The organism is Mycobacterium sp. UM_WGJ (assembly GCF_000455125.1).
GTDB lineage: Bacteria > Actinomycetota > Actinomycetes > Mycobacteriales > Mycobacteriaceae > Mycobacterium.
This window is the reverse complement of sequence record NZ_AUWR01000002.1, coordinates 52,929-75,958: the sequence shown is the minus strand read 5'-3', so window position 1 is coordinate 75,958 and position 23,030 is coordinate 52,929. Positions and strand designations below refer to the sequence as shown.

The following is a 23,030-nucleotide window of genomic DNA, read 5'->3' as shown; positions in this document are numbered from 1 at the left end:
ATGATGCTACCGGGGAGATCGGTTCCCCTGGTCTCGGTGATGTCCAACCACTGTTCTCCTTGCTTATGCGCGGAGTCCCCAGCGCCGCAACGCCTCTCGTGACTTGATGGTTTGGGAGCATCGGCCGATGACTGCGCTGCAGTGCTGGATCAGTCTTCGCGGGCTTGGTCGGCATGCAGCGCCTTGATGCGCCGCTGCTCGCGCAGGACTTCCTGGTAGCTCTCGCGCTCGGCGACCAGCCACTCCGGCTTCTCTTCGAGCAGCGCAGCGATCTGCTCGGTGGTCAGCACATTGTCCACGCCGCTACGGGTCAGACCGGAGATCGAGATGCCCAGCTTGGCGGCCACCAGGTTCTTCGGGTGCGGCCCGTTCTTACGCAGGTCTTTGAGCCACTGGGGCGGTTCGGCCTGCAAGGCGGCGAGCTCGGTGCGGGTGATCGCGTTCTCCTGGAACTCCGCGGGTGTGGCGGGCAGGTATACGTCCAGCTTTTTGGCCGCCGTGGCGGGTTTCATGGACTGTGCGTTCGGCCTGCTCATGGCGCCAGCCTATCGGTAGCCTGATGCGGTGAACCCGCCTTCCCTCACGCTCGGCTACGTCCCTGGCGGGACGCCCGCAAAGTGGGGACGAGTCTGGGCGGAGCGGCATCCGGACGTTCCGTTGCTGCTGCATACCGTTGAAGCCGCAGACGCGGCCGCTGCGGTGCGGGCCGGCACCGTCGATGTGGCGCTGCTGCGGCCAATGTCCGACACCTCAGGGCTGGCTGTCATTCCGCTCTACGAGGAGACGACGGTGGCTGTGGTGCCCAAGGACCACGTCTTCAATGCCGTCGATGAGATCACCTCGGCGGACCTCGACGGCGAGCCGCTGCTGCTCCCACTCGATGACGTCGTCGCCTGGGCGGACGCGCCCGGCAAGCCGATCGATCATCGCCCTGAAACTACTAAGGACGCCATAGAACTCGTCGCAGCCGGGCTGGGCGCGCTGATCGTTCCGCAGTCGTTGGCGCGGCTGTATCACCGCAAGGACCTCACCTACCGTCCGATCAGCGATGCGCCCACCTGCCCGGTGTCGCTCGCCTTCGCAGAAGGACCGCAGACGGCGCTGGTTGAAGAGTTCGTCGGCATTGTGCGGGGTCGCAAACCCGGTTCGTCGCGGGGACAGTCCCAGCCGGCACCCAAACGCACCGCGCGCGAGAAGACCCTTGCCAAGCAGGCCGCCCGAGCGGCTGCCGGCAACACCGCGCGCAAGCCGGGCGGAGCCGGTCGCGGTCGACGCTGAGACAGCCCGCCGCGCGGTTCAGTGGGAGTGCGCCGGCCCTTCCTGGCCCTTGTACAGCCGGGCGAGCAGCATATCGCGGAATCGGGCATTGTCGAGCAGTTTGAGTCCGGCGTTGGCCAGCGCGGGCCTGCCGGCAAGTTTGTGAAAGAACCGGCCGCGCCTGTACTCCCGGCCCCAGGCAGCTTCCATCCGCTGCGCGTAGTTGGTGAAATCGTCGGGCCCGCCGTTGAGCAGCGCCGCCACCGCACACTCGCCGGCGGCCAGCCCCGACTCCAGCGCCTTGGAGATCCCGGCACCCGAGGTCGGCCGGCCCGCACCCAGGGAGTCCCCGGTGAACAGCACCCCGGGCCGCCACGGTGGCCACGCGGTGAAGCCCATCGGCAGGCGCCAGGCGCGCACGGTCTTGGACTGCTTGAGCTCGGTGATCGACGGGAGTTCCCACTCCCGGGGCAGGGTCTCGAGGAAGTCGCCGAGGAAGTGCGTGGCGTTGATGGCCTGCCAGTTCTTGTAGCTGTTGACGTAGCCCAAGCCGATGTTGACCCGGCCATCACCCAGCGGGAACACCCACCCGTAGCCGGGCAGTTGGTCGCCCTGAAACACCAGCTTCAAGTAGATGTCGAGGGAGTCGACGTCGGGCCGGACGGCCGGCATCTCGGCGCGGATCGCGATCGCGGAGTAGCCGTTGTAGTCCGAGTCGAGATTCAGTGCCCGCTTGATCGGCGAGTAGGCACCGTCGGCGGCGATCACCGCATCCGCCAGCACCTTTTCCCCGCTCTTGAGCAGCACCCCGGTCACGCGGCCGGTGTCGTCGAGGACCGGGCCGGCGGCCTCGGCGGACTGCCGAATCTCGGCACCGGCGGATTCGGCGTGCTTGAGCAGCAACGTGTCCAGGTCTGGCCGGCGTGCGACGTAGCCATGGTCGGGCATGCCGGGTCGGCGTGGGAACGACAGTTCCCACTCGCTGGGGCTGTACACCTTCACACGGTTGACCCGGTGGAACTTTTCTACCTGCTCGGCCAGGCCCATTTTCTGCAGGTAGCTGACCGCGCGTGCGGTCAGTCCGTCGCCGCACGGCTTGTCCCGCGGGAACTCCGCCTTGTCCAAGACGACGACGCTCGCGCCGGCCTGCCTGGCCTGCCAGGCGGCCGCCGACCCTGCTGGACCTCCGCCGACAACTGCAAGGTCGAATCGCTGCACCACAGCGGCGATGTTAGCCGACGGCCGGTCTGCCCAGGTCAGCGGCGGCAACGCGGTAAGGTGCTTGACGTGCGCGGAACGACGAGACCCAAGCCGACCGAAAACGGCGGGCAGAAGGTTGACGCGCGCAGCGAGCGTTGGCGCGAGCATCGCAAGAAGGTCCGCCGCGAGATCGTCGACGCCGCATTCCGGTCCATCGACCGGCTCGGCCCTGAAGTCAGCGTGCGTGAGATCGCCGAAGAAGCCGGCACCGCCAAGCCCAAGATCTACCGGCATTTCGCCGACAAGGACGACCTGTTCGAGGCGGTCGGGGCTCGGCTGCGCGACGACCTGTGGACAGCGATCTTCGCCTCCATCGATGTCGCCACCAATTCGCTGCGCGACATCGTCCAGCGCAGCGTGGAAGAGTACGTCGCCTTGGTCGACGAGCACCCCAATGTGCTGCGGTTCTTCATCCAGGGGCGGGCGCGTGCGCAGGCCGAGTCGCGGATGCGGGCACTCAACGAAGGCCGGACCATCACCCTGGCCATGGCCGAGATGATCAACAACGAACTGCAGGACCTGGATCTCAACCGCGGCGCGCTGGATCTGGCCGCGTTTGCGGCTTTCGGAAGCGCGACCTCGGCCACCGACTGGTGGCTGGGCCCGGAACTGGACAGCCCCCGGCGCATGCCGCGCGACACCTTCGTGGCCTACCTGACGACCATCATGATCAGCGTCGTCAGCGGCACCGCTCAGAACCTCGGCATCGTGATGGACCCCGACCAACCGATTCAGTCGGCGGTTCGCAGCCAGCCGGTCGCCTGACTGCCTGTTCGGCTGATCCGAGCGGGTCTTTAGAACCCGAGGTCGAGCAAGAGGCTGATGGTGTCCACGACCAGTGGTTTGGTGGCCTCCAGAAATTGGGTGGTGGCTGCGGTGATGAAGTCGGACAACGCGGTGAATGCCTGCTGCAGGGGCTCCGGCAGCACTTGGTAGAGCGCCCCCATGAGGGCGTTGGGGATGATCAGACTCTGATTGATCACGCCGGAGACCAGCGAGGCCAGCTGGATGTATACCACCTCGGCTTCGGGCAGCGGTGGGGCGGTGTAGTCCGGCAGGGCGCCGTTGGCGCTGGCGGCGATCAGGTTGGCCAGCACCTCGGCGGCTGGTTTGGGCGTGCCGTCGTCGGTGAACAGGCCGAAATTGGCCTCGTGGTTAAGCATTCCGGTCGCCACGTCTTGGGCGCTGTAGACAAACGCCGGGCCGGCGAACGGGAGCTTGGACCAGGCGATCAGGAAGTCTTCGAGGAAGCTGGCCTGCACGGTCTCGCTCACACCGAACACCGGGGTGGTGGGATGGCCGTACTCGGTGGCCCAGATTTTCAGAGCGCCGTCACCGTTGGCGGCCATGATCGCATTCAGGGCCAAGACTTGGTCCAAAGGCGAGTTGGTCACGCCCAGTCCGGCGGAGAACGGCAGCGTGTAGTGGTAGGGGTGGTAGCTCACCGCGTCGAAATAGCCGTGGGCCCCACTGGCGTACATCTGCTCCAGGAACTCTTGGGGACTGACGCTGAGCCCCGCGATGGTGGTGGTCGCGCCCAACGCTCCCGCCAGCACGATGGCGTCGGGGTCGACCTCTTTGATCGCGGTATAGGCCGCCTGCAGCACGCTGGTGTAGGACTCGGCGCTGACCGGGGAGTAGAAGATCACTCCATTGGGCTCGTTCCAGATCTCATAGGACGAGATCTCGCCGCTATAGCGTTCGGCGACCTCGGCGGCGAAATTCGCATAGGCGGTCGGGTGTGGTGCGCCAGAGATGACGGGACCGTCCCAGGCGGGCGTGCCGGTGATGGCAGCAGTGATCGTGAAGCCCATCGAATGCGCCGTGTTGATCACGTTGTCCATTTGGGCCCAGTCGTAGGTGGTGGCCGTGGGCTGGATGTAGAGCCACGGCACCCCCAGGCGCAGATCGGTGACCCCGAGATCGCGGATCTCGCTGAGCTGGGCGACGAGGTCGGCTTGGTTCAGGTTGTACAGCTCGGAGTCGGCCACCCCGAAAACCTGGCTGCTGACATCGCTGGTCTCGGTGTTGACCAGGGTGATCGTCTCGAGGTGGATTACCTGCGGTGCCGCGACCGGCGGGGCGGTGCCGGGGTGGGCCGTGGGAATGCTGGCGGCGCCGGTCAGAGTTGCGACGGCCAGGATGGCCGCGGCGAGTGCCGTGTGGATGCGACGCACAGTGATCAACGGGACCGCCTCGACAGTGATGGTGGGTTGAGCGTAGCGCCGGTCCGAGACAAATTTCAGGTCACGCTGAAGACACTCTCAGGTGCGGTATTCGTCGCGGTTAACCCGCGCCGCCGCGCCAGTGCAGCGCTTCCAACGCGACCGCGACATACAGGCTGCTGTCTTCCAACGGCTTCGGTAACAGCTCCTCGGCCCGAGCAATCCGACGCAGCAACGTATTTCGATGAATAAACAGGTGGGCGGCCGCGCGCGAGGCGTTGCACTGCTGATGGACGAAGGTCAGGACGGTCTGCTGCAGTTCGGCGTCGGCCGACGCGAAGTCGCCGAGCGTTCGGGTGATGTACCGGTCCGCCCATTCCGGCTCGGCACTGATCAAGGCGACGAGCTCGATATCGGCGAACCTGGCCACCCGCTGGGTGGACTTCAGTCGCACCATCATGCGCTGTGCCGTGATGGCGTCCAGGTGGCTGCGTCGAAAGCCGTCGAGACCGTGGGCAGTCGTCCCGATAGCGATCTGCACCCCCGGCAGGTTGCTCACCGCGGTAGAGACGGCGGCCAGGTCCGGGCCTGCCGGGCCGGGCACCCACACCCAGCGGGTCGCTGCGCTGGCGAGCACTGACAGGGCGCGCTGGCCGTCGTCGGTACGTATCAAGGCCTCCGCGGCGGCATCGAGATCGGACAGGTTGGTGGTCGACTCGTCTCCCCAGATCACTGCCGCGGTATGGCTTTGGTCGAGGCGGTAGCCGAGCCGGCTCTCGGCGCGCTGCTTGGTGATCGCCGCCCCGTCGAGGATCAGTGCGACGGTCTCCCGGCGCTCGGCGTGGGTGCCCCTGGTGAGGGCTTCACGTTCCCGCTGCATCTGCTCGCCGATTCCGGCGATGGTGGCATCGATGAACGAGGTCAACGACCGGGCCGTGACGTCGAGTAGTTCGCGCAGTTCGTCGGGGTCGTTCGTGAGCGTGAACGCGGTGTGCATCCACGACCGCCACGCCACATTCGTTCCCACTCGGTAGGCATCGAGGACGGCCGATTCATCCAGGCCCCGGCGAAATCCGTCGCGGACGATGAGCAGTGACTCCGTCGCGAGGTTGGCCGGTACCGGTTCGCCGGGGTGGCTGACATTGGCGGCCGCCCAGTGCAGCAGGTTGGCGCGGTTGCTGCGGCGGATGCCTTCGGCGAGAACCGGATCAGAAGCTATGGCTTGGGTGTATACGGCCGAAAGGGTGGCCTGGTGGAGTTCGTCGAGTGACTCTGGGGGAGCGCTGAGCATCAGCTGGGCGCCGTGCCGGATCAGCTCGCGTACCGGCTCGGATGGCCGTGCCCAGTCCATGGGCACAGCATATGTCGGTGGTGCATTATGCACCGGTAGGTGCGCCGATTAGGTGATAAATGCTCTTTCGTGTCTGCCTCGGTTCCCCGAACAATCAGGTCGCTATCAGGTGACAGCCGTCACAGCGCACCTTGACCACACTGGAGGACCACATGTCGCGCACCGGATCCCTACAACGCGCAGCCGTCGAGCGCGCCAACGAAAAGGCCGTTCACCGGCGTCGGGTGCGGCAGCGGCTGCGCGTCCTCGCCGCCACCGCTCCGGGAGTTGTGGCCGGGGCGCTGGCCATGACGTTGGCGACTCCGCACGCGGTCGCCGCGACGGGGCCGACGGCGGCCATGCAATCGATCATCGACCAACTGCTCGACGCGCAGCAGCAGGTGTACGACACGAACAGCCAGTACCCGTTCATCATCCCGTCGGACCTTGACTCGCTGCCGCAGTACATCCAGGGGCTGGCGGCCACCGAGCTGGTGTTGCAATACGGCGAGATGTACAACCCCAACACCGGAATCCAGTGGTTGCTCGGGTTTCCGTGGGACGCAAACTCGGCCGACCCGGGACAGTTCTACATCCTGGTGAACCCGGACAACCAGTACGGCGTCATCCCGATCAGCGCGGACGGCACGTACACCATGACGGTCCACCCCGGCCCTGGCAGCCTCGACGTGTCGTTCACTACCCTGTCCGGCACGATCGGCTCTGAGCAGGGCTACCTGCCGACCGGCCATGTGCTCAGCCTGTCCGGGGCCACGCCGAACGCGGACGGCAGCTACACGATCACCTTCAGCCCGACGCCGCACGACGGGAACTGGATCGACACCACCGGTGCCGAAACCATGCTTATTCGCAACTCCATCGGTGACGCCGGACTGCCGCACGACTTCTTCTCGCTCCAACAGGAGGGCGTCGCGCCGACCTACCACCTGCCCTTCCTCTCGGATGACCAGCTGACGACGCTGTTGAGCAACGTCGCCAGGGACATTCCCACCACCAACGCCGACGCCGTCTACTACGACCAGACCGCAATCCCGAACAAGCTCCCGGTCAACTGGATGACGCCGGTCGCATCGTCCACCACCGCGATCAACGGACTCATGCCCGGTCAATACAGCACAATGGGACACTTCCGCCTCGATGACGACGAGGCATTGATCGTCAAGGTGCCCAACCTCGACGCAAGGTACTCGGGCCTTGAGCTGGCCAATGCGTGGGGACAGAACGTCCCGATCGTGACCGCGCAGGGCAGCCTGAACAGCACCCAGACGTTCGAGGATCCCGACGGCTACACCTACTACGTCATCAGCGGCAAAGACCCCGGGGTCGCCAACTGGATCGACACCGGCGGCCTCGCCAACGGAATGCTCGGGATCCGCTGGCAGGGTGTGGAGGGCAACCCGACGGGCTCCCAGACGTTCTCCCAGGTGGTCAACGTTGCCGACGTCAAGGATTACCTGCCGGCCGATCACCCCCTGGTCAGCCCCGAAGAGCAGGCGGCGCTGCTGCACGAGCGCCTGTTCAATTGGAACTACAACCAGAACCAGGACCACGACATCTCCTGGCTGGGGGCCAACCTCCTGCGCTACCAGGTTGTCGCCGCGATGGGCGAGGAGAACTTCGAGAAGATCTTCGGCAGCCAGGCTGACGCGCCGACGGTCTGGGACCGGATGAGCGACCCCGCGCTGATGCCACACCTGGACGCCGTCGCCTCGGAGTTCCTGACCAACCCGGCTGGTGCCATGGCGGCATTCATCGGCAATATGCCGTTGGCGTTCAAAGACATCGAGATGCCGCTGCTGCTGGCCATGATGAGTTCGAAGGCGGTCGCGGACCAGACCTGGGAGGGATTGCAGGGCGACATCAATTCCGGTGACTGGACGCAGGCCTGGAGCACGCTGACCGGTGGTCTGGAAAGGCTGGGGACGGTCTTCGACATGGCCTGGGACGACCCGACCACCGGCATTATCGCGGGCCTGCTCAATGGCCGCGACGACATGGCGACCGGAATCCTCAACGCCGGCAACAGCTTCGACCTGAGTCCGTACTCGCCGCTGATGGAGTCACTGGTCGACCTGAACCAACAGGTCATAGCGGCCATGATGGGCTGATCCGGGACTAATCACGCGCCGTGCCGCCTGCCCGCGGACCTCCTGCGGGCAGGCGGCACGGGCGTTGACGGACACAGGCCCGCAAAAGACACTGAACATCGAGACCCCGAAAGGGAGGGATGCGCGATGACGCTGACCCATCACACCGCCGAGGACGCCGGCCAACGTGCAGCGATCCGCACGCGGGCACTCATCATCGGGACCGGTTTTTCCGGCCTGGGTATGGCGATTGCGCTGCAGAAGCAGGGTGTGGAGTTCCTCATCCTGGAAAAGGCCGACGAAGTCGGCGGGACGTGGCGGGACAACACCTACCCGGGCTGCGCCTGCGACGTGCCGTCGCACCTCTACTCGTTCTCCTTCGAGCCGAAGGCCACCTGGAGCAAGCTGTTTTCGCCGCAGCCGGAGATCTTCGACTACCTCAAGGGCGTCACCGACAAGTACGGGCTGCGCCGCCATATCCGATTCGGTGAGCGCGTCGAACGTGCGCATTGGGACGACGGCGAGTACCGCTGGCACGTGTTCACCGATACCGGGCAGGAATACATCGCGCAGTTCGTCATCTCCGGTGCCGGCGGATTGCATATCCCGCGGCTGCCCGAGATCGAGGGCATCGAGCAGTTCGAGGGTGCGATGTTCCACTCCGCCCAGTGGGATCACAGTGTCGAATTGGCCGGTAAGAAGGTCGCGGTGATCGGCACCGGCGCCAGTGCCATCCAGATCGTTCCGGAGCTGGTGCGCAATGCCGATGTCGCGCAGGTACAGCTGTATCAGCGCACCCCGCCGTGGGTGGTACCGCGGCCCAACTCGCCCTTCCCGCGGGCGCTGCTCAAAGCCTTCGCGAGTGTGCCGGGGCTCCGGCTGGCGGTGCGCTGGGGGATCTATTGGTGGCTGGAAGGCCTGGGCTACGCGATGACCAAACGCCCCAGCCTGCTGCGTGCCGTCGAACTGGTAGCGAAATGGAACATCCGACGCAACGTGCGCGACAAGGAGCTGCGTCGCCGGCTCACACCGAACTACCGCGCCGGCTGCAAACGAATCTTGTACTCGCCCAACTACTACCAGGCGGTAGCCGACCCGAAGACGACGCTGATCACCGAACGGATCGCCCGGATCACTTCGACCGGGATCGTCACCGCGGACGGCGTCGAGCACGCGTGCGACGTCATCGTGGGCGCCACCGGTTTTCACGTCACCGACTCCTACACCTACGTCGACGTGAAGGGCCCGCACGGCGAAGACCTGGTGGATCGTTGGAACCGTGAGGGGGTGGTGGCGCATCACGGGATCGCGGTGGCCGACATGCCCAATCTGTTCTTCCTGCTCGGCCCCAACACCGCGCTCGGTCACACCTCGGTGGTGTTCATGATCGAGTCGCAGATCCGCTACGTCGCACAGGCGATCGCCGCCGTCGACAAGCTCGGTGCGCAGGCGTTGGCGCCCAGCCGGGCCGCACAGGACCGCTACAACGCCGAGTTGCAGGACAAGCTCGCCGGCTCGGTGTGGATCACCGGCGGCTGCAACAGTTGGTATCTGGACGAGCACGGTGTCAACCGGACCCTGTGGAGCGGTATGACCTGGCAGTACTGGCAGTCCACTCGCACGTTGCGGGCGGGTGAGTACCGTTTTTCGGGCGTCGGGTGACCCGACACGCAGAACACAACTTCTTGTGTTGGCGCGGGTTGTCGGCCCCCAGGGGTAGTGTCAGAGGCCTAGATTTCGGCGGGTGAAATGGGGTTCTGGTGTCCGAAAATGTGAAGCTGATCGACCGCACCTCGGCCATCAACTGGAACCGGGTGCAAGACGACAAAGACGCCGAGGTCTGGGACCGCCTGACCGGCAATTTCTGGCTTCCGGAGAAAGTGCCGGTCTCCAACGACCTGCCGTCGTGGGGGACCCTGACCGACAGTGAGAAGCAGCTCACGATGCGGGTGTTCACCGGTCTGACGTTGCTGGACACCATCCAGGGCACGGTCGGGGCGGTCAGCCTCATTCCCGACTCACTGACCCCGCACGAGCAGGCGGTCTACACCAACATCGCCTTCATGGAGTCGGTGCACGCCAAGAGCTACAGCCAGATCTTCTCCACGCTGTGTTCGACCAGTGAGATCGACGACGCGTTCCGCTGGTCGGAGGAGAACCCCAACCTGCAGCGCAAGGCCGAGATCGTCATGCAGTACTACCGGGGTGACGAGCCGCTCAAGCGGAAGGTGGCATCCACGCTGCTGGAGAGCTTCTTGTTCTACTCCGGCTTCTACCTGCCGATGTACTGGTCGAGCCGGGCCAAGCTGACCAACACCGCGGACATGATCCGGCTGATCATCCGCGACGAGGCGGTGCACGGCTACTACATCGGCTACAAGTATCAGCGCGGGCTGGCCCTCGTCGACGAGGCGAAGCAGGGCGAACTCAAGGAGTACACCTACGACCTGCTCTATGAGCTCTACGAGAACGAGGTCGAGTACACCCAGGATCTGTACGACAATGTCGGCCTGACCGAGGACGTGAAGAAGTTCTTGCGCTACAACGCCAACAAGGCGCTGATGAACCTCGGCTACGAGGCGTTGTTCCCGCGCGAAGAGACCGACGTGAACCCGGCGATCCTGTCGGCGCTGTCGCCCAACGCCGACGAGAACCACGACTTCTTCTCCGGTTCGGGATCGTCGTACGTGATCGGTAAGGCCGTCGTCACCGAAGACGAGGACTGGGAGTTCTAAAGTGTCTGGGCCGTCGCACATTCTGCAGCGGCCCGGATGTCTCAACCCGCCGTGGCCAGGCTGGGCGTCACGTGGTCGCGTGGCCACAGCGGCTGCGGGACTTCGACGCCGAACGGTGCACCCCAGCGGTTGCGTGATGAAACCTCCTGGACGGGCCGTCGGTTGGCTGCCACTCCCCATTTTCCTCGTGGGTAGCCGAGCGCGAGCATCGCCGACATCGTCCAGCCCTCCGCGACAGGCACGCCTAAGAGCTCGTTGACGCGGTCCTCGAAGTTGCGCAGCACCATCGTCATGACGCCGCCGATGCCCTCGGCGCGGGCCGCAAGCAGTGCGCTCCAGATCGCCGGATAGATGTTGGCCCCACCGAGATCGTCGATGGCGAAGACGAAAAGCAGCAGCGGGATGTCCTCGAAATGGTCGGCCAGGTAATCTCCGGAGCCCTTCATGCGGCGCATCGTCTCGATATGTTGGGTCGGATCCGCGCCGGGAGCCGGGGTGGCCATCGGCCCCGTACCCGTCGCGAACTTCTGGTACTCGACGGCGCGGCCTTGGCGGAACAACTGGGCCAGCTCGTGTTTGAGTTCTGGGTCGTCGACGGCGAGAAAGTGCCAGCGTTGGGTGTTGCCCCCGTTTGGGGCGCGCACCGCCGCATCCAGGATGCGGGCCTGGGTGTCCAGCGGAATCGGGTCGGGCCGCAGCCGTCGCATCATCCTGGTGGTGTACAGCGCTTCGTGGATCTCCATGTGCCTGCTCCTTTCCGCTACTCGGGCCATGGGCTGTTGAGAATGCTGTCGACTAGGTTGCCGCGCTGGAACGTGGGATCGAAGTGGGCCAGCACGTCATCGTTCATCGTCCCGAACGTGGTCTGCGGACGATGTTTCATACCGTCATTGAAGGCCGCCAGGATGCGGTTCTTGAAGTCGGGCCGCGGATGAGCGGCGACCACTGCGTCGATGTCCGCCGCATCCAGATCCGCGTGGCCCACGCCGACCACATCAGTCTTGACACCCGCTGCGAGCAAAGCGGTTTCGGTGTCGAGCCGTCCGGTGATCTCCGGCGTCGTGTGCAGCGCGATGCCGAGCCACACCTTGTCGACGTCGGCCTGTGCTACGCCGCGCTCCGTCAGGAACTCGCGTGCGGCATCTGCTCCGTCGATCTCGAAACGCTGGGTCGACGTGCGGTAGCGGGTGGTGAGGCCGAAGTCGTGAAACATCGCCGCCACGTAGAGCAGCTCCAGGTCTGTTGGTAGCCCCGCCCGCCGGCCGTGCAGGGCACCGAACAGGAACACTCGCCGGGAGTGGTGGAAGAGCACGTCGTCCTCGGCGCTGCGGACGAACTCGGTTGCTTCGCGGGCGAGCTGCGTGTCGGGTACGACGACGTCCGCGATGCGCTCCGTTCGTCGAGTTGCCATGGCCAGTCTCCTTGCTCGGTCGGTTGCTGACCAGCCTGCGTCCGCTGCGTGTCGGTGAACCGCGGAGAACGAGCCGTTAAAGCCACAGATTGCGACAGGATCGCTGCTACGGGTGGGGAAGCGGGCCGGCATTTTGGGCGAATGACGAGCCGATCGCGCTTTGGGGTGCTTGCATGATTTTCGTGATGAGCGCTGATCGACGCGGTAGCGGCGCCGGCCCGGGCGTCAACCTGTTGTTGGCCACCTGGGTCTCGGTCATCTGTTTTTGGGCATGGACGTTGATCGGCCCGCTCTCGACGCAGTACACCGCCGCGATGAAGCTGAGCACCACCGCCCAGGCGCTGCTGGTGGCCACCCCGATCCTGGTCGGAGCGCTGGGCCGGATCGCCACCGGCTTGATGACCGACCGCTTCGGTGGCCGCACGATGTTCATCGGCGTCTCGTTGGCCTCGATTCTTCCGGTGCTGGCGGTCGGGTACGCGGCAAAGATCGGTTCCTATCCGCTGATGCTGGCGGCGGGATTCTTCCTCGGCGTGGCCGGGACCGTCTTTGCGATTGGAATTCCGTTCGCCAACAACTGGTTTGCCCCGCAGCGCCGCGGCTTCGCCACCGGAGTGTTCGGCATGGGCATGGCCGGTACCGCGGTCTCGGCGTTCTTCACTCCGCGGCTGGTGAAGTGGGTGGGGCTGTTCACCACCCATCTCATAGTCGCAGCGGCCCTGGCGATTTCGGTGCTGCTGTGTGTGGTGTTGATGCGCAACGGCCCGCGCTTCGTGCCCAACACCACGCCGGTGCTGCCGAAACTCAAGTCCGCCGCACGGTTGCGGGTGACGTGGGAGATGTCGCTGCTGTACGGACTGGTATTCGGCGGCTTCGTGGCGTTCTGCAGCTACCTGCCCATCTACATCAAGACGGTCTATGACTTCTCCGCGGTAGGCGCGGGGGAGCGCACCGCGGCGTTCGCGCTGGCGGCGGTGCTGGCCCGGCTACTCGGTGGATCGCTGGCTGATCACATCGCGCCCAAGTACGTCGTCTTGGCCTCGCTGGCAGGTATCGCGGTGCAGACGCTGATCTCGGTGTTCAAGCCGCCGGCCGACATCTGGTCCGGCCTGACGTTTCTGCCGCTTGCTGTCGCGCTCGGCATCGGCACCGGCGGAGTGTTCGCTTGGGTATCCCACCGGGCTCCGGCTGGTTCGGTCGGCTCGGTCACCGGGATCGTCGCCGCGGTGGGCGGGCTGGGCGGCTACTTCCCGCCGCTGGTGATGGGTGCTACCTACGATCCCGTGCGCAACAGCTACGCCGTGGGGCTCCTGCTGCTGGTAGCCACCGCGGTGATCCTGTTCGGCTACACCGCAGTATTCCTGCGCGCGCAGGAACCGAACACTGCACTAGTACCGTCGAGGTGAAGGAGACATCATGACGACAACCGCCGATCCGGCCACGCCGCGACGTTCGCGGGCATGGATCACCGGAGCCGCGATCACCGCCATGCTGGGGCTGTTCTTTGCGTTCGACGCCATTCCGAAGATCCTGGGGTTGGCCTTCGCCCGCGAAGCCACCGAAGGGCTCGGCTTTTCCCCCGACAAAACGGCGATGATCGGCTGGGTACTACTGGTATGTCTCGTCGTCTTCCTGGTCCCGCGCACCGCCGTGCTGGGTGCGCTGGGCCTGACCGCCTACCTGGGTGGTGCGGTGACGATCAACCTGCACGCTGACAAGCCGCTGGCGGGCTTCGTGCTGTCCGGGGTGTATGTCGGGGTACTGGTGTGGATCGGCCTCATCCTGCGACGCCCGGAACTGTTACGAGTGTTGGGACTTCGGCGCGGCTGAGAGCTCAGCGCGGCGGCAGCTGCTCCAACAGCTCGTCGAGGAATCCGCCCGCCTCACGCCCGGCGGCCTCCACGTCGGCCGCGGCGATCGCGTCCACCAGGCCCCGGTGCCGGATCTGGTCCGCCTGCACCGGTTTTGCGCTGGTGGTGGCCACACTGGCCATCAGTACCTCGGTGAGCCCGCAGTACAGCTCGGTCAACACTGGATTGTGCGAGCAGCGGACCACCGCGAGATGAAAATCGGTGTCGGCCCGGACGAACTCGTCGTGTCTGCCCTCCTGCTGGTGGCTGTCGCGGCGATCCAACAGTGCGCGCAGCTCAGCCAAGTCCGCATCGGTGCGGGCGGCGGCAGCCAGGCGTGCCCCTTCCACCTCCAGGCAACGTCGGACCTGTAGTACGTCGCGCAGCTGCGGGCCGCACAGTCGGCGCACCGCGCCGGACACCTCACTGGTGGCGCGCACGTAGGTGCCGTCGCCCTGGCGGACCTCCAGGATGCCGCTGTGGGCCAGCGCCCGGACCGCCTCACGCACGGTGTTGCGGCCGACACCAAGCGCGTCGGCGAGCTCGGGTTCGGTGGGGATTCGCGAATCGACCGGCCATTCCCCGCCGGTCACTGAGGCGCGAAGCTGCTCAATCACCTGATCGACCAAGCCGGTGCGACGGGTGGTGACCAACGGCACAGTATCCTCCCTTCATCCAGTCATAGGATGTATGCGATCCTACTTCAGGTGACCTGCACCGCCCGCAACGAAACACTCGGCCAGTACGAGCACGACCTTGAACTGGAAATCGAGGGTGCCGCCGAGTTCCGGCCGGCGACGATGGCGGCCGGCGGTGTATTGCTGACCGTCGCGGTGGTCTTGACCGCACTGAACCTGCGCCCGGCGATCACCAGCGTGGGTCCGCTGCTTCCGGAAATGAGGGGCGCGCTGGGCGCCTCAGACACCTGGGCCGGGGTCCTGACCACGTTGCCCGGTCTGTGCTTCGCTGCCGCCGGGCTGGCCGCGCCGTGGTTGTCACGGCGGATCGGGCTGGGGCGCACGGTTTCGGCGGCGCTACTGATACTCGTTGCCGGACTGCTGATTCGGGTCTGCGATGGGCCTCTCGTCGTGCTCGGCGGAACGTTGGTGGCAACCGCCGGAATCGCGTTGATCAACGTGCTGATCCCGGTGATCATCCGGGGATCCTTCCCCGCCCAGGTCGGCCTGATGACCGGGATCTACACCGCGGCGCTGCAAGGGGGAGGAGCGTTGGGCTCCGCGGTCACCCCGGTGCTCGACAACGCGCTGGGCGGTTGGCGCTCAGCCCTGGGCGCGTGGAGCGCACTGGCGCTGCTGGCGCTGGCGGCCTGGGTGGTGGGGGCCCGCGGATTCGACCGGCCCGACACCACCGCGCCCGCGGCCACCACGAAAGGCCGGTCGCTGCTGCGCAGCAAGCTGGCCTGGACTGTCACGCTGTTCTTCGGCACCCAGTCCTTCCTCGCCTACGTGGTGATGGGCTGGCTGCCCGAGGTGCTCATCGAGAACGGAACAACCGAAACCCGCGCGGGCCTACTGCTCGGCCTGATCTCGTTGATCGCGGTGCCGATCAGCCTGATCGTCTCGCCGCTGGCCGCCCGCCGGGACAGTCAAAGCGGATGGATCGTCGGACTGGGAGTGCTTGGCATGGCCGGCATGCTCGGTCTGCTGATCGCGCCCGCGGCCGCGCCACTGCTGTGGAGCGTGCTGGTGGGTCTGGGGATGAGCGTGTTCTCGTTGGCCCTCACCGTGATTGCGCTGCGAGCCCGCGACGCACAAGACACCGCAAGCCTGTCGGGGATGGCGCAGGGCTTCGGCTACCTGCTCGCCGGGGTCGGCCCGTTCACGTTTGGTCTGTTGCACCAGGTGAGTGGTGGATGGACCGTGCCGTGGCTGATGATGCTCACCGTGTACGTGGTGCAGACAGCGGCGGGCGCACTGGCGGGGCGCAACCGCTATGTCTGAGCAGCGCTCGCCAAACGTGCACTGAGACCGGGGATTTCGCGATGCCGTCAGCCTGTGTGCACGTTCGGTGATTGTTGGGTCCTAGGGCTGCCGCAACGACGCGGTGTCGATGACGAAGCGGTAGCGCACGTCTGATGCCAGCACACGCTCGTACGCGGTGTTGATGTAATCGGGTTCGATGACCTCGATCTCGGGACGCACGCCGTGCTCGGCGCAGAAGTTCAGCATCTCCTGGGTCTCGGCGATCCCACCGATCAACGAGCCCGTGACGCTGCGCCGCATCCGCACCAGCGCACTCGGCGGCACCGTCAGGGCGTGCTCGGGCATGCCCAACTCGACCAGGGTGCCGTCCAGGGTGAGCAGGTTCAGATATGCGCCCAGATCCAGGCTGGCCGAGACGGTGTTCAAGATGACGTCGAACTTGCCGCGCAGATCTTTGAACGTCTGCCGATCGCTGGTCGCGTGGTAGTGCTCGGCCCCCAACCGCAGGCCGTCCTCCATCTTCTTCAGCGACTGCGACAGCACCGTTACCTCAGCGCCCATCGCGACCCCGAGCTTGACGGCCATGTGGCCGAGGCCGCCGAGGCCGACGACCGCCATCCGCTTGCCAACACCGACATTCCAGTGACGCAGCGGTGAATAGGTGGTCACTCCGGCACAGAGCAGGGGAGCGGCGGCGTCCAGGGGAATCTCGTCGGGGATGCTCAAGACGTAGTTCTCGTCGACGACGATCGCGCCGCTGTAGCCGCCCTGCGTCGGCTGGCCGTCGCGGCCGACACCGGCGTAGGTGCCGATCATGCCGCCGCCGGTGCAGTACTGCTCATGGCCGGCCAGGCAGCTCGGGCACTCGCGGCAGGAGTCGACGAAGCAGCCGACGCCGACCCGGTCGCCGACCTTGTGCTTGGTGACCTCAGATCCGACCGCGGTCACCACGCCGGCGATCTCGTGGCCGGGAACCAGGGGATACTGCGGAGCGCCCCACTCGGCTCTGACGGTGTGGATGTCGGAATGGCAGATGCCGGCGAAATGAATGTCGAACGCCACGTCGTGCGGACCGGGTTCCCGGCGGGTGATGGTGGTCCTGCTCAGCGGGTCGGTTGCCGACGTGGCGGCGTAAGCGGAAACGGTGCTCATAGTGGAGATTCCTCTTCAGATATGCGTCGACACGTAAAAAGATAGCTTAGCAAAGTTATTTGCTGTCAAGCTTGTCCCGATGGCGTGAGATCGGTCACCGCCGGCGCGGGAACAGGGGCTCCGGCTTAGTTGATCGGCGCGTTGACCCAGCGTAGGTCTTCGGCCACGCCGCGTGCGGCGACCGGTCCCTGCCCGGTCTGCCACACCTCGTTGTTGACGACGAAAACCCGGCTGTCACGGTTGGCCGCAAGCCGTCGCCAGGCGACGCTGTCGAACACGGTGGCCGCCCGCGCCTTCACTGCCGGGGAGACGAAAGAGACGTACACGATGTCGCCATCGGCTGCCGAGAAATCCGCCCGCCCGGCCAGATCGCCATCGTTAGCTGGGATCTCGAGGTAAGGCCGATCGGTGAACCGCTGCAACGGGGGGCGGTCCACCCCAACCGCCTTGAGCACGCTGGCGGCGAAGCCGGAGGCCCCGTACACCCGCACGCTGTCGTCGGTGAGCTCCACCACCGACACCTGGAAGTGGGTGGCGTCGCTGACCTCGCGGGTTTCGGCTGCGTACGCGCTGAACCGCTCGAGCACCTCGTCGGCAGCGCCGGTGCGTGCTGTCGCGGCGCCGACACCGCGCACGTTGTCCTCCCACCCCGAACCCGGCGCCCCGGTGAAAACGGTGGGCGCGATCGCGGCCAGCTCCGCATAGCCGGGTGTCAGGCCATGGGCGCCCAGGATCAGATCCGGATGCAGCTCGGCGATGGCGCCGATATCGGGGTTGCTGCGCGAGCCCACAGCCGCGACACCGTGTATTACCGCGCCCAGGTAGGAGGGTTGCTTGTCTGCTCCGTCCGGCAGCGCGGCGCCGACCACACGGGACTGCAGGCCCAGCGCGCACAGCGTGTCGAGCTGGTCGCCGGAGAGCACCACGATGCGCTCGGCCTGCTCGGGAACCTCGACACTGGCCGGCTGCACCTCGGCCGCGTTGTGGACCCAGCGCATCGCCGGCCCGGGGTCGGGCTGTGCGGGCTCGGCCGCGCAGGAATCGTCGGGACGCCGGTCATTGCCGAGCACACCCGCCCCGGCGACCATCGTGGTCGTGGTGGAGATCGAGGTTGGGGCGGTTTCTGCCGCATCGCCCGCGCATCCGGCCGTCGTGAGCAAGGTCACGGCAAGCGCTACTGCGGACGCCGCCCGCCGGTCCACCCTGGTCACGCGGTGACGTTAACACCCACGGCGGAGCGCCCCTCGAGGAGACGAATACGACAGTTTGTAGGAGGCCTATACCGACGGGGCGACGCTCGGGGTTAGGATTCGACCAAGTTTCCCGGGATGCCCATGTTTGGAGGAATCTTGACCGCCGAAGCACCCCCACGCGCAGAACTCGAGGCCAGTCGGCCCTTCCCTGCGTTGATGGGCCCCAAGGGCAGCCTGATCTACAAGCTGATCACCACCACCGATCACAAGCTGATCGGCATCATGTACTGCGTCGCGTGTATGGCCTTCTTCTTCATCGGTGGCCTGCTCGCGCTGTTGATGCGTACTGAGCTGGCGGTGCCGGGCCTGCAGTTCCTGTCCAACGAGCAGTTCAACCAGCTGTTCACCATGCACGGCACGGTGATGCTGCTCTTCTACGCCACGCCGATCGTGTTCGGGTTCTCCAACCTGGTGCTGCCGCTGCAGATCGGCGCCCCGGACGTGGCTTTCCCCCGCCTCAACGCGTTCTCGTTCTGGCTGTTCCTGTTCGGCGCGACCATCGCCTTGGCCGGCTTCATCACCCCCGGGGGTGCTGCCGACTTCGGCTGGACCGCCTACACCCCGCTGAGCGACGCGGTGCACTCCCCGGGTGCCGGCGGCGACCTGTGGATCATGGGCCTCGCCGTCGGTGGTCTGGGAACCATTCTGGGCGCGGTGAACATGATCACCACGGTGGCCTGCATGCGCGCCCCCGGCATGACCATGTTCCGGATGCCGATCTTCACCTGGAACATTCTGGTCACCTCGATCCTGGTGCTGATCGTCTTCCCGTTGCTGACCGCGGCGCTGTTCGGTCTGGCCGTCGACCGTCACCTGGGTGGACACGTCTACGACTCCGCCAACGGTGGCGTACTGCTGTGGCAGCACTTGTTCTGGTTCTTCGGCCACCCCGAGGTGTACATCATCGCGCTGCCGTTCTTCGGCATCGTCAGCGAAGTGTTCCCGGTCTTCGCCCGCAAGCCGATCTTCGGCTACGTCACCTTGGTGTACGCGACGCTGGCCATCGCCGGGCTGTCGACCGCGGTATGGGCGCACCACATGTTCGCCACCGGCGCGGTGCTGCTGCCGTTCTTCTCGCTGCTGACCCTGATGATCGCCATCCCGACCGGTCTGAAGTTCTTCAACTGGATCGGAACCCTGTGGCGGGGTCAGCTGACCTTCGAGACACCGATGCTGTTCGGGCTCGGCTTCATCGTCACCTTCCTGGCCGGTGGCCTGACCGGCGTGATGCTGGCCAGCCCGCCGCTGGACTTCCACGTCAGCGACAGCTACTTCCTGATCGCGCACTTCCACTACGTGCTGTTCGGCACCATCGTGTTCGCGACGTTCTCCGGGATCTACTTCTGGTTCCCGAAGATGACCGGCCGGCTGCTCGACGAGCGGCTCGGGAAGTTGCACTTCTGGCTGACCTTCATCGGGTTCCACACCACGTTCCTGATCCAGCACTGGCTGGGCAACATGGGTATGCCGCGTCGGTACGCCGACTACCTGCCCACTGACGGCTTCACCGCGTTCAACATCGTGTCGACCGTCGGGGCGTTCATTCTGGGCTCGTCGATGATCGCCTTCACCTGGAACGTCTTCAAGAGCTGGCGTTACGGCGAGGTCGTCACCGTGGACGACCCGTGGGGCTACGGCAACTCCCTGGAGTGGGCCACCAGCTGCCCGCCGCCGCGGCACAACTTCACCGAGCTGCCCCGGATCCGTTCGGAGCGTCCGGCTTTCGAGCTGCACTACCCGCACATGGTCGACCGGTTGCGGGCTGAGGCGCACGTCGGCCGTCACCCCGGTGACGAGCTGTACGAACCCGCAAACGCTTGATGAGCCCGCTGGGGGAGAGGCGGCGCCCGGTCGAGCCGGGCGCCCGCCAGGGGTGAGCACGCCCAAGGTGGCGGTGTTGATCACTGTCACCGGTGTCGATCAGCCGGGCGTGACGTCGGCCCTCTTCGAGGTGCTGTCGCGCTACGAAGTGGAGTTGCTCAACGTCGAACAGGTCGTGGTCCGCGGTCGCCTCACGCTGGGCGTGCTGGTGTCCGCGGAGCCGGAGGTGGCCGACGGGCCGGCGTTCGCCGACGAGGTCACTACCGCGATTCGCGGTGTGGGACTCGACGTCACGATCGAACGCAGCGATGACGCGCCGATCATCGCGGCACCCTCCACGCACCGGATCGTGGTCTTGGGGCGGCCGGTGGCCGCTACGGCCCTGGGGGCAATGGCTCACGAGATCGCCGAGATCGACGCCAACATCGACATGATCCGCGGCGTTTCCGACTACCCGGTGACCGGGCTGGAACTGCGGGTCTCGGTGCCGGTCGGTGCCGCCGGCCGGTTGCAGTCCGCGCTGAGCAAAGTCGCCGCGGAGCAGCAGGTCGACGTGGCTTTCCAGGATGCCAGCCTGTCACGCCGGACCAAGCGCCTGATCGTGTTCGACGTCGACTCCACCCTGATTCAGGGCGAGGTCATCGAGATGCTCGCCGACCGGGCCGGTGCCGGGGACGCGGTCGCCGCGATCACCGAGGCCGCGATGCGCGGCGAACTCGACTTCGCCGAATCGCTGCACCACCGGGTGTCCACGCTGTCCGGTCTACCCGCCAGTGTCGTCGACGAGGTCGCCGAACAGATCGAGCTGACCCCCGGTGCCCGCACCACGGTGCGCACGCTGCGCCGCCTCGGCTTCAAATGCGGTGTGGTGTCCGGCGGCTTCCGGCAGGTGATCGAGCCACTGGCGGCCGAGCTGCAGCTCGACTTCGTGGCGGCCAACGAGCTGGAGATCGTCGACGGCAAACTCACCGGGCGGGTGATCGGTCCCGTGGTCGACCGGGCCGGCAAGGCCGACTCGTTGCGGGAGTTCGCCGCTCAGGCGGGGGTGCCGCTGGAGCAGACCGTGGCTGTCGGAGACGGCGCCAATGACATCGACATGCTGTCCACGGCGGGCCTGGGTGTGGCGTTCAACGCCAAGCCGGCGTTGCGCGAGGTGGCCGATGCCTCGCTGAGCTACCCGTATCTGGACACGGTGCTGTTCCTGCTCGGGGTCACCCGGGCCGAGATCGAGGCTGCCGACGCGCACGACGGCGTGCTGCGCCGGGTAGAGATTCCGCCGGTTTAGAACAGGGCGCCGATCACGGCCAATGGCAGTAGCCCGATATCGGCTGCCAGTGGGATGCCGATCGCATCCAGCAGGTTGCCGTCGGCGAGCTCGGACATGAACACGTCGTAGTTGTACTGGGGCAGGGTGATCAGCAACGCGCTGAGCACGTCGAGCGGCGGGAAACCGGTGTGTGGCGGGAACGTTTCGAAGAGGTCCTGCCAGGTGGTGGGCACGAAGGCCAGCAGCGAGCTGTCGCCTCCTTGGACGGCCAGTGCGGTATTGAGCAGCTGTTCGGCCCAGTCCGGCAACGAGTAGACGTAGTTGGCCGGGTCCAACAACGTGTTGAAGGCATCCGTGATGCCCTTCTGCACACCGTCGAACAGGGCTTGCGGAACCTGTTGCAGGACACTGAGATCCGGCAGGAAGCCGATCCCGGTGGGGACGTCGGCGAATCCGGGACTCCAGCCGTGCTCCAGGTTGCCGTAGCCCAGATTCACCAGCACCCGCAGGGCCGGCTGTAACAGATCGACCAGTGGATTGCCGATGAACGGCAGCAGTTGCAGCGGTGCAAGCAGCGGCAGAGTGCTGACCGGCAGCATGTAATAGTCGGTCAGGATGTCATCGGATGACGTCGGCAGCGGCACCGCATTCGCGATCTCCTCGGGGCTGAGGCCCAGGTAGGTCACGTGCTCGAAGAAGATGCCAAACACGGCGTTGAGGGTGGACAAGAAGTCGATCGGATACTGCGGGAAGTCGGCGAAGCCGTCGTATTCGTGGGTGTAGACGGTGGTGGGGAACAGGTCGCTGGGTTGGGGGCCGCTGAAGGTCAGCCCGAGGCTCGGTATCTCCTGATGGGCACCGGCCGGCAGATCGAAGCGGGTCAACAATCCCCCGTTGGGCAGTGCCTCGTCACCGATCAGCACGAAGTGCACGTAGTCGCTGGGCACCCCCTCGTCGGCGAGTTGCTGCATCAGCAACGAGGAGATCACCGCGCTCTGCGACCACCCGAACACCACCACGGGATTGTCGGCGTCGGCCTGACCTCCGACGATCTGTCGCAAGATCGCGAGCTCCAGGATCTGGCTGCCCTCGGCGGCCGACTCGTCGAAGGTTCCGGTGAACGGGCCCAGGAAGGGATACAGCGCCTCGGGGGTGCTGAGGATCTGGGTGGTGCCGGTGAAACCCAGTGGGGCCAGGTAGAGCTCGTTGACGGTGTCGGCGTAGGTCTGACTCGGGGTGGGCATACCGCTGCCGCCCATGATCAGAGCCGTTCCACCGCCCAGTGGCGGGGTGGGTGCGCCGATGCCGGTGAGCTGCACCGCGGGGAATCCGGGATCCGCGGCAGTGGGGGACGTGATGAGGCCGGCGCCGACGAGGCAGACTGCGAGCGCACTGGGAAGACGAATCATCCAAGCCCCCTAAGCCTAAGCCTAAGAACCGGTGTGGGCTGACCTTGGCAAACATTACAACAGCCCAAC

20 protein-coding genes are annotated in these 23,030 nt (G+C 65.9%); 10 read left to right on the top strand and 10 right to left on the bottom strand.

The genetic code is table 11. The annotated features are described in order from the left end of the window. Window positions 1-149 precede the first annotated feature (149 nt). On the bottom strand, window positions 150-536 hold the full coding sequence (locus tag N416_RS0100825) for a DUF5997 family protein (protein ID WP_024440242.1): 387 nt from the start codon (window positions 534-536) through the stop codon (window positions 150-152). 28 nt (window positions 537-564) lie between these two features. On the opposite strand from N416_RS0100825, the gene N416_RS0100820 reads away from it, so the two are divergent. Continuing rightward, complete coding sequence (locus N416_RS0100820; RefSeq protein WP_024440241.1) at window positions 565-1,278, top strand: LysR family substrate-binding domain-containing protein; 714 nt, start codon at window positions 565-567, stop codon at window positions 1,276-1,278. 18 nt (window positions 1,279-1,296) lie between these two features. Here the strand turns inward: N416_RS0100820 and N416_RS0100815 are convergent, their stop codons facing one another. Next, window positions 1,297-2,478 (bottom strand): NAD(P)/FAD-dependent oxidoreductase, encoded by a 1,182-nt coding sequence (locus tag N416_RS0100815; RefSeq protein WP_024440240.1) that lies wholly within the window; start codon window positions 2,476-2,478, stop codon window positions 1,297-1,299. A gap of 57 nt (window positions 2,479-2,535) precedes the next feature. On the opposite strand from N416_RS0100815, the gene N416_RS0100810 reads away from it, so the two are divergent. Beyond that, window positions 2,536-3,282 carry a TetR/AcrR family transcriptional regulator gene (locus N416_RS0100810; RefSeq protein ID WP_369797553.1) on the top strand — a complete coding sequence of 249 codons (747 nt, stop codon included), beginning with the start codon at window positions 2,536-2,538 and terminating at the stop codon, window positions 3,280-3,282. A 29-nt stretch (window positions 3,283-3,311) separates the two neighbouring features. Here N416_RS0100810 and N416_RS21170 read toward each other — a convergent pair whose 3' ends face one another. Next, the gene (locus N416_RS21170; protein WP_051190136.1) at window positions 3,312-4,694 is read right to left on the bottom strand and encodes a cellulase family glycosylhydrolase; all 1,383 of its coding nucleotides are present in this window, start codon (window positions 4,692-4,694) and stop codon (window positions 3,312-3,314) included. 109 nt (window positions 4,695-4,803) lie between these two features. Further along, a complete protein-coding gene (locus tag N416_RS0100800) occupies window positions 4,804-6,033 on the bottom strand; it encodes a CdaR family transcriptional regulator (protein ID WP_024440237.1) in 1,230 nt (409 codons plus the stop codon). A 152-nt stretch (window positions 6,034-6,185) separates the two neighbouring features. Here N416_RS0100800 and N416_RS0100795 point away from each other — a divergent pair, with 152 nt between their 5' ends. The 3 genes from N416_RS0100795 to nrdF all read left to right on the top strand — a co-directional run bounded on the left by N416_RS0100795 (window position 6,186) and on the right by nrdF (window position 10,855). Then, window positions 6,186-8,141: a hypothetical protein gene (locus N416_RS0100795; protein WP_125078198.1), complete on the top strand. Its 1,956-nt coding sequence runs from the start codon at window positions 6,186-6,188 to the stop codon at window positions 8,139-8,141. 126 nt (window positions 8,142-8,267) lie between these two features. Next, a complete protein-coding gene (locus N416_RS0100790; RefSeq protein WP_024440235.1) occupies window positions 8,268-9,782 on the top strand; it encodes an NAD(P)/FAD-dependent oxidoreductase in 1,515 nt (504 codons plus the stop codon). A 98-nt stretch (window positions 9,783-9,880) separates the two neighbouring features. Continuing rightward, entirely contained in the window at window positions 9,881-10,855 is a 975-nt protein-coding gene (nrdF, locus tag N416_RS0100785; protein ID WP_024440234.1) for a class 1b ribonucleoside-diphosphate reductase subunit beta, read from the top strand. Window positions 10,856-10,896: 41 nt separating this feature from the next. Here nrdF and N416_RS0100780 read toward each other — a convergent pair whose 3' ends face one another. Together N416_RS0100780 and N416_RS0100775 are read right to left on the bottom strand one after the other, a co-directional pair. After that, on the bottom strand, window positions 10,897-11,598 hold the full coding sequence (locus tag N416_RS0100780; protein WP_024440233.1) for a nitroreductase family protein: 702 nt from the start codon (window positions 11,596-11,598) through the stop codon (window positions 10,897-10,899). Window positions 11,599-11,615: 17 nt separating this feature from the next. Then, complete coding sequence (locus tag N416_RS0100775; RefSeq protein WP_024440232.1) at window positions 11,616-12,266, bottom strand: HD domain-containing protein; 651 nt, start codon at window positions 12,264-12,266, stop codon at window positions 11,616-11,618. 185 nt (window positions 12,267-12,451) lie between these two features. Here N416_RS0100775 and N416_RS0100770 point away from each other — a divergent pair, with 185 nt between their 5' ends. Both N416_RS0100770 and N416_RS0100765 read left to right on the top strand, forming a co-directional pair. After that, window positions 12,452-13,672: an MFS transporter gene (locus N416_RS0100770; RefSeq protein WP_036456901.1), complete on the top strand. Its 1,221-nt coding sequence runs from the start codon at window positions 12,452-12,454 to the stop codon at window positions 13,670-13,672. Window positions 13,673-13,682: 10 nt separating this feature from the next. Then, the gene (locus N416_RS0100765; RefSeq protein ID WP_024440230.1) at window positions 13,683-14,096 is read left to right on the top strand and encodes a DoxX family protein; all 414 of its coding nucleotides are present in this window, start codon (window positions 13,683-13,685) and stop codon (window positions 14,094-14,096) included. A 4-nt stretch (window positions 14,097-14,100) separates the two neighbouring features. On the opposite strand, the gene N416_RS0100760 is transcribed toward N416_RS0100765, so the two are convergent. Further along, complete coding sequence (locus N416_RS0100760; protein WP_024440229.1) at window positions 14,101-14,775, bottom strand: FadR/GntR family transcriptional regulator; 675 nt, start codon at window positions 14,773-14,775, stop codon at window positions 14,101-14,103. Between the two features lie 141 nt (window positions 14,776-14,916). Here N416_RS0100760 and N416_RS0100755 point away from each other — a divergent pair, with 141 nt between their 5' ends. Then, window positions 14,917-16,077, top strand: a complete 1,161-nt coding sequence (locus tag N416_RS0100755) for an MFS transporter (RefSeq protein ID WP_046301877.1) — start codon at window positions 14,917-14,919, stop codon at window positions 16,075-16,077. A gap of 81 nt (window positions 16,078-16,158) precedes the next feature. Here the strand turns inward: N416_RS0100755 and N416_RS0100750 are convergent, their stop codons facing one another. Beyond that, a complete protein-coding gene (locus N416_RS0100750; RefSeq protein WP_024440227.1) occupies window positions 16,159-17,211 on the bottom strand; it encodes an NAD(P)-dependent alcohol dehydrogenase in 1,053 nt (350 codons plus the stop codon). A gap of 125 nt (window positions 17,212-17,336) precedes the next feature. Next, the gene (locus N416_RS0100745) at window positions 17,337-18,422 is read right to left on the bottom strand and encodes an ABC transporter substrate-binding protein (protein WP_024440226.1); all 1,086 of its coding nucleotides are present in this window, start codon (window positions 18,420-18,422) and stop codon (window positions 17,337-17,339) included. A 138-nt stretch (window positions 18,423-18,560) separates the two neighbouring features. Between N416_RS0100745 and ctaD the strand changes: the two genes are divergently transcribed. Then, window positions 18,561-20,285: a cytochrome c oxidase subunit I gene (ctaD, locus tag N416_RS0100740; RefSeq protein WP_024440225.1), complete on the top strand. Its 1,725-nt coding sequence runs from the start codon at window positions 18,561-18,563 to the stop codon at window positions 20,283-20,285. Between the two features lie 52 nt (window positions 20,286-20,337). Continuing rightward, window positions 20,338-21,570, top strand: a complete 1,233-nt coding sequence (gene serB, locus N416_RS0100735; RefSeq protein ID WP_024440224.1) for a phosphoserine phosphatase SerB — start codon at window positions 20,338-20,340, stop codon at window positions 21,568-21,570. On the opposite strand, the gene N416_RS0100730 is transcribed toward serB, so the two are convergent. Beyond that, on the bottom strand, window positions 21,567-22,961 hold the full coding sequence (locus N416_RS0100730; RefSeq protein WP_024440223.1) for a PE-PPE domain-containing protein: 1,395 nt from the start codon (window positions 22,959-22,961) through the stop codon (window positions 21,567-21,569). The genes serB and N416_RS0100730 overlap by 4 nt on opposite strands. Window positions 22,962-23,030 lie beyond the last annotated feature (69 nt).

Excerpts from the sequence above, each read along its gene's own strand:
- N416_RS0100780 (WP_024440233.1), bottom strand. The coding sequence starts at position 11,598 with ATGGAGATCCACGAAGCGCTGTACACCACCAGGATGATGCGACGGCTG.
- N416_RS0100790 (WP_024440235.1), top strand. The coding sequence starts at position 8,268 with ATGACGCTGACCCATCACACCGCCGAGGACGCCGGCCAACGTGCAGCG.
- N416_RS0100770 (WP_036456901.1), top strand. The coding sequence starts at position 12,452 with ATGAGCGCTGATCGACGCGGTAGCGGCGCCGGCCCGGGCGTCAACCTG.
- N416_RS0100755 (WP_046301877.1), top strand. The coding sequence starts at position 14,917 with ATGGCGGCCGGCGGTGTATTGCTGACCGTCGCGGTGGTCTTGACCGCA.
- N416_RS0100800 (WP_024440237.1), bottom strand. The coding sequence starts at position 6,033 with ATGGACTGGGCACGGCCATCCGAGCCGGTACGCGAGCTGATCCGGCAC.
- N416_RS0100750 (WP_024440227.1), bottom strand. The coding sequence starts at position 17,211 with ATGAGCACCGTTTCCGCTTACGCCGCCACGTCGGCAACCGACCCGCTG.
- N416_RS0100730 (WP_024440223.1), bottom strand. The coding sequence starts at position 22,961 with ATGATTCGTCTTCCCAGTGCGCTCGCAGTCTGCCTCGTCGGCGCCGGC.
- N416_RS0100825 (WP_024440242.1), bottom strand. The coding sequence starts at position 536 with ATGAGCAGGCCGAACGCACAGTCCATGAAACCCGCCACGGCGGCCAAA.
- N416_RS0100775 (WP_024440232.1), bottom strand. The coding sequence starts at position 12,266 with ATGGCAACTCGACGAACGGAGCGCATCGCGGACGTCGTCGTACCCGAC.
- N416_RS0100765 (WP_024440230.1), top strand. The coding sequence starts at position 13,683 with ATGACGACAACCGCCGATCCGGCCACGCCGCGACGTTCGCGGGCATGG.
- N416_RS0100795 (WP_125078198.1), top strand. The coding sequence starts at position 6,186 with ATGTCGCGCACCGGATCCCTACAACGCGCAGCCGTCGAGCGCGCCAAC.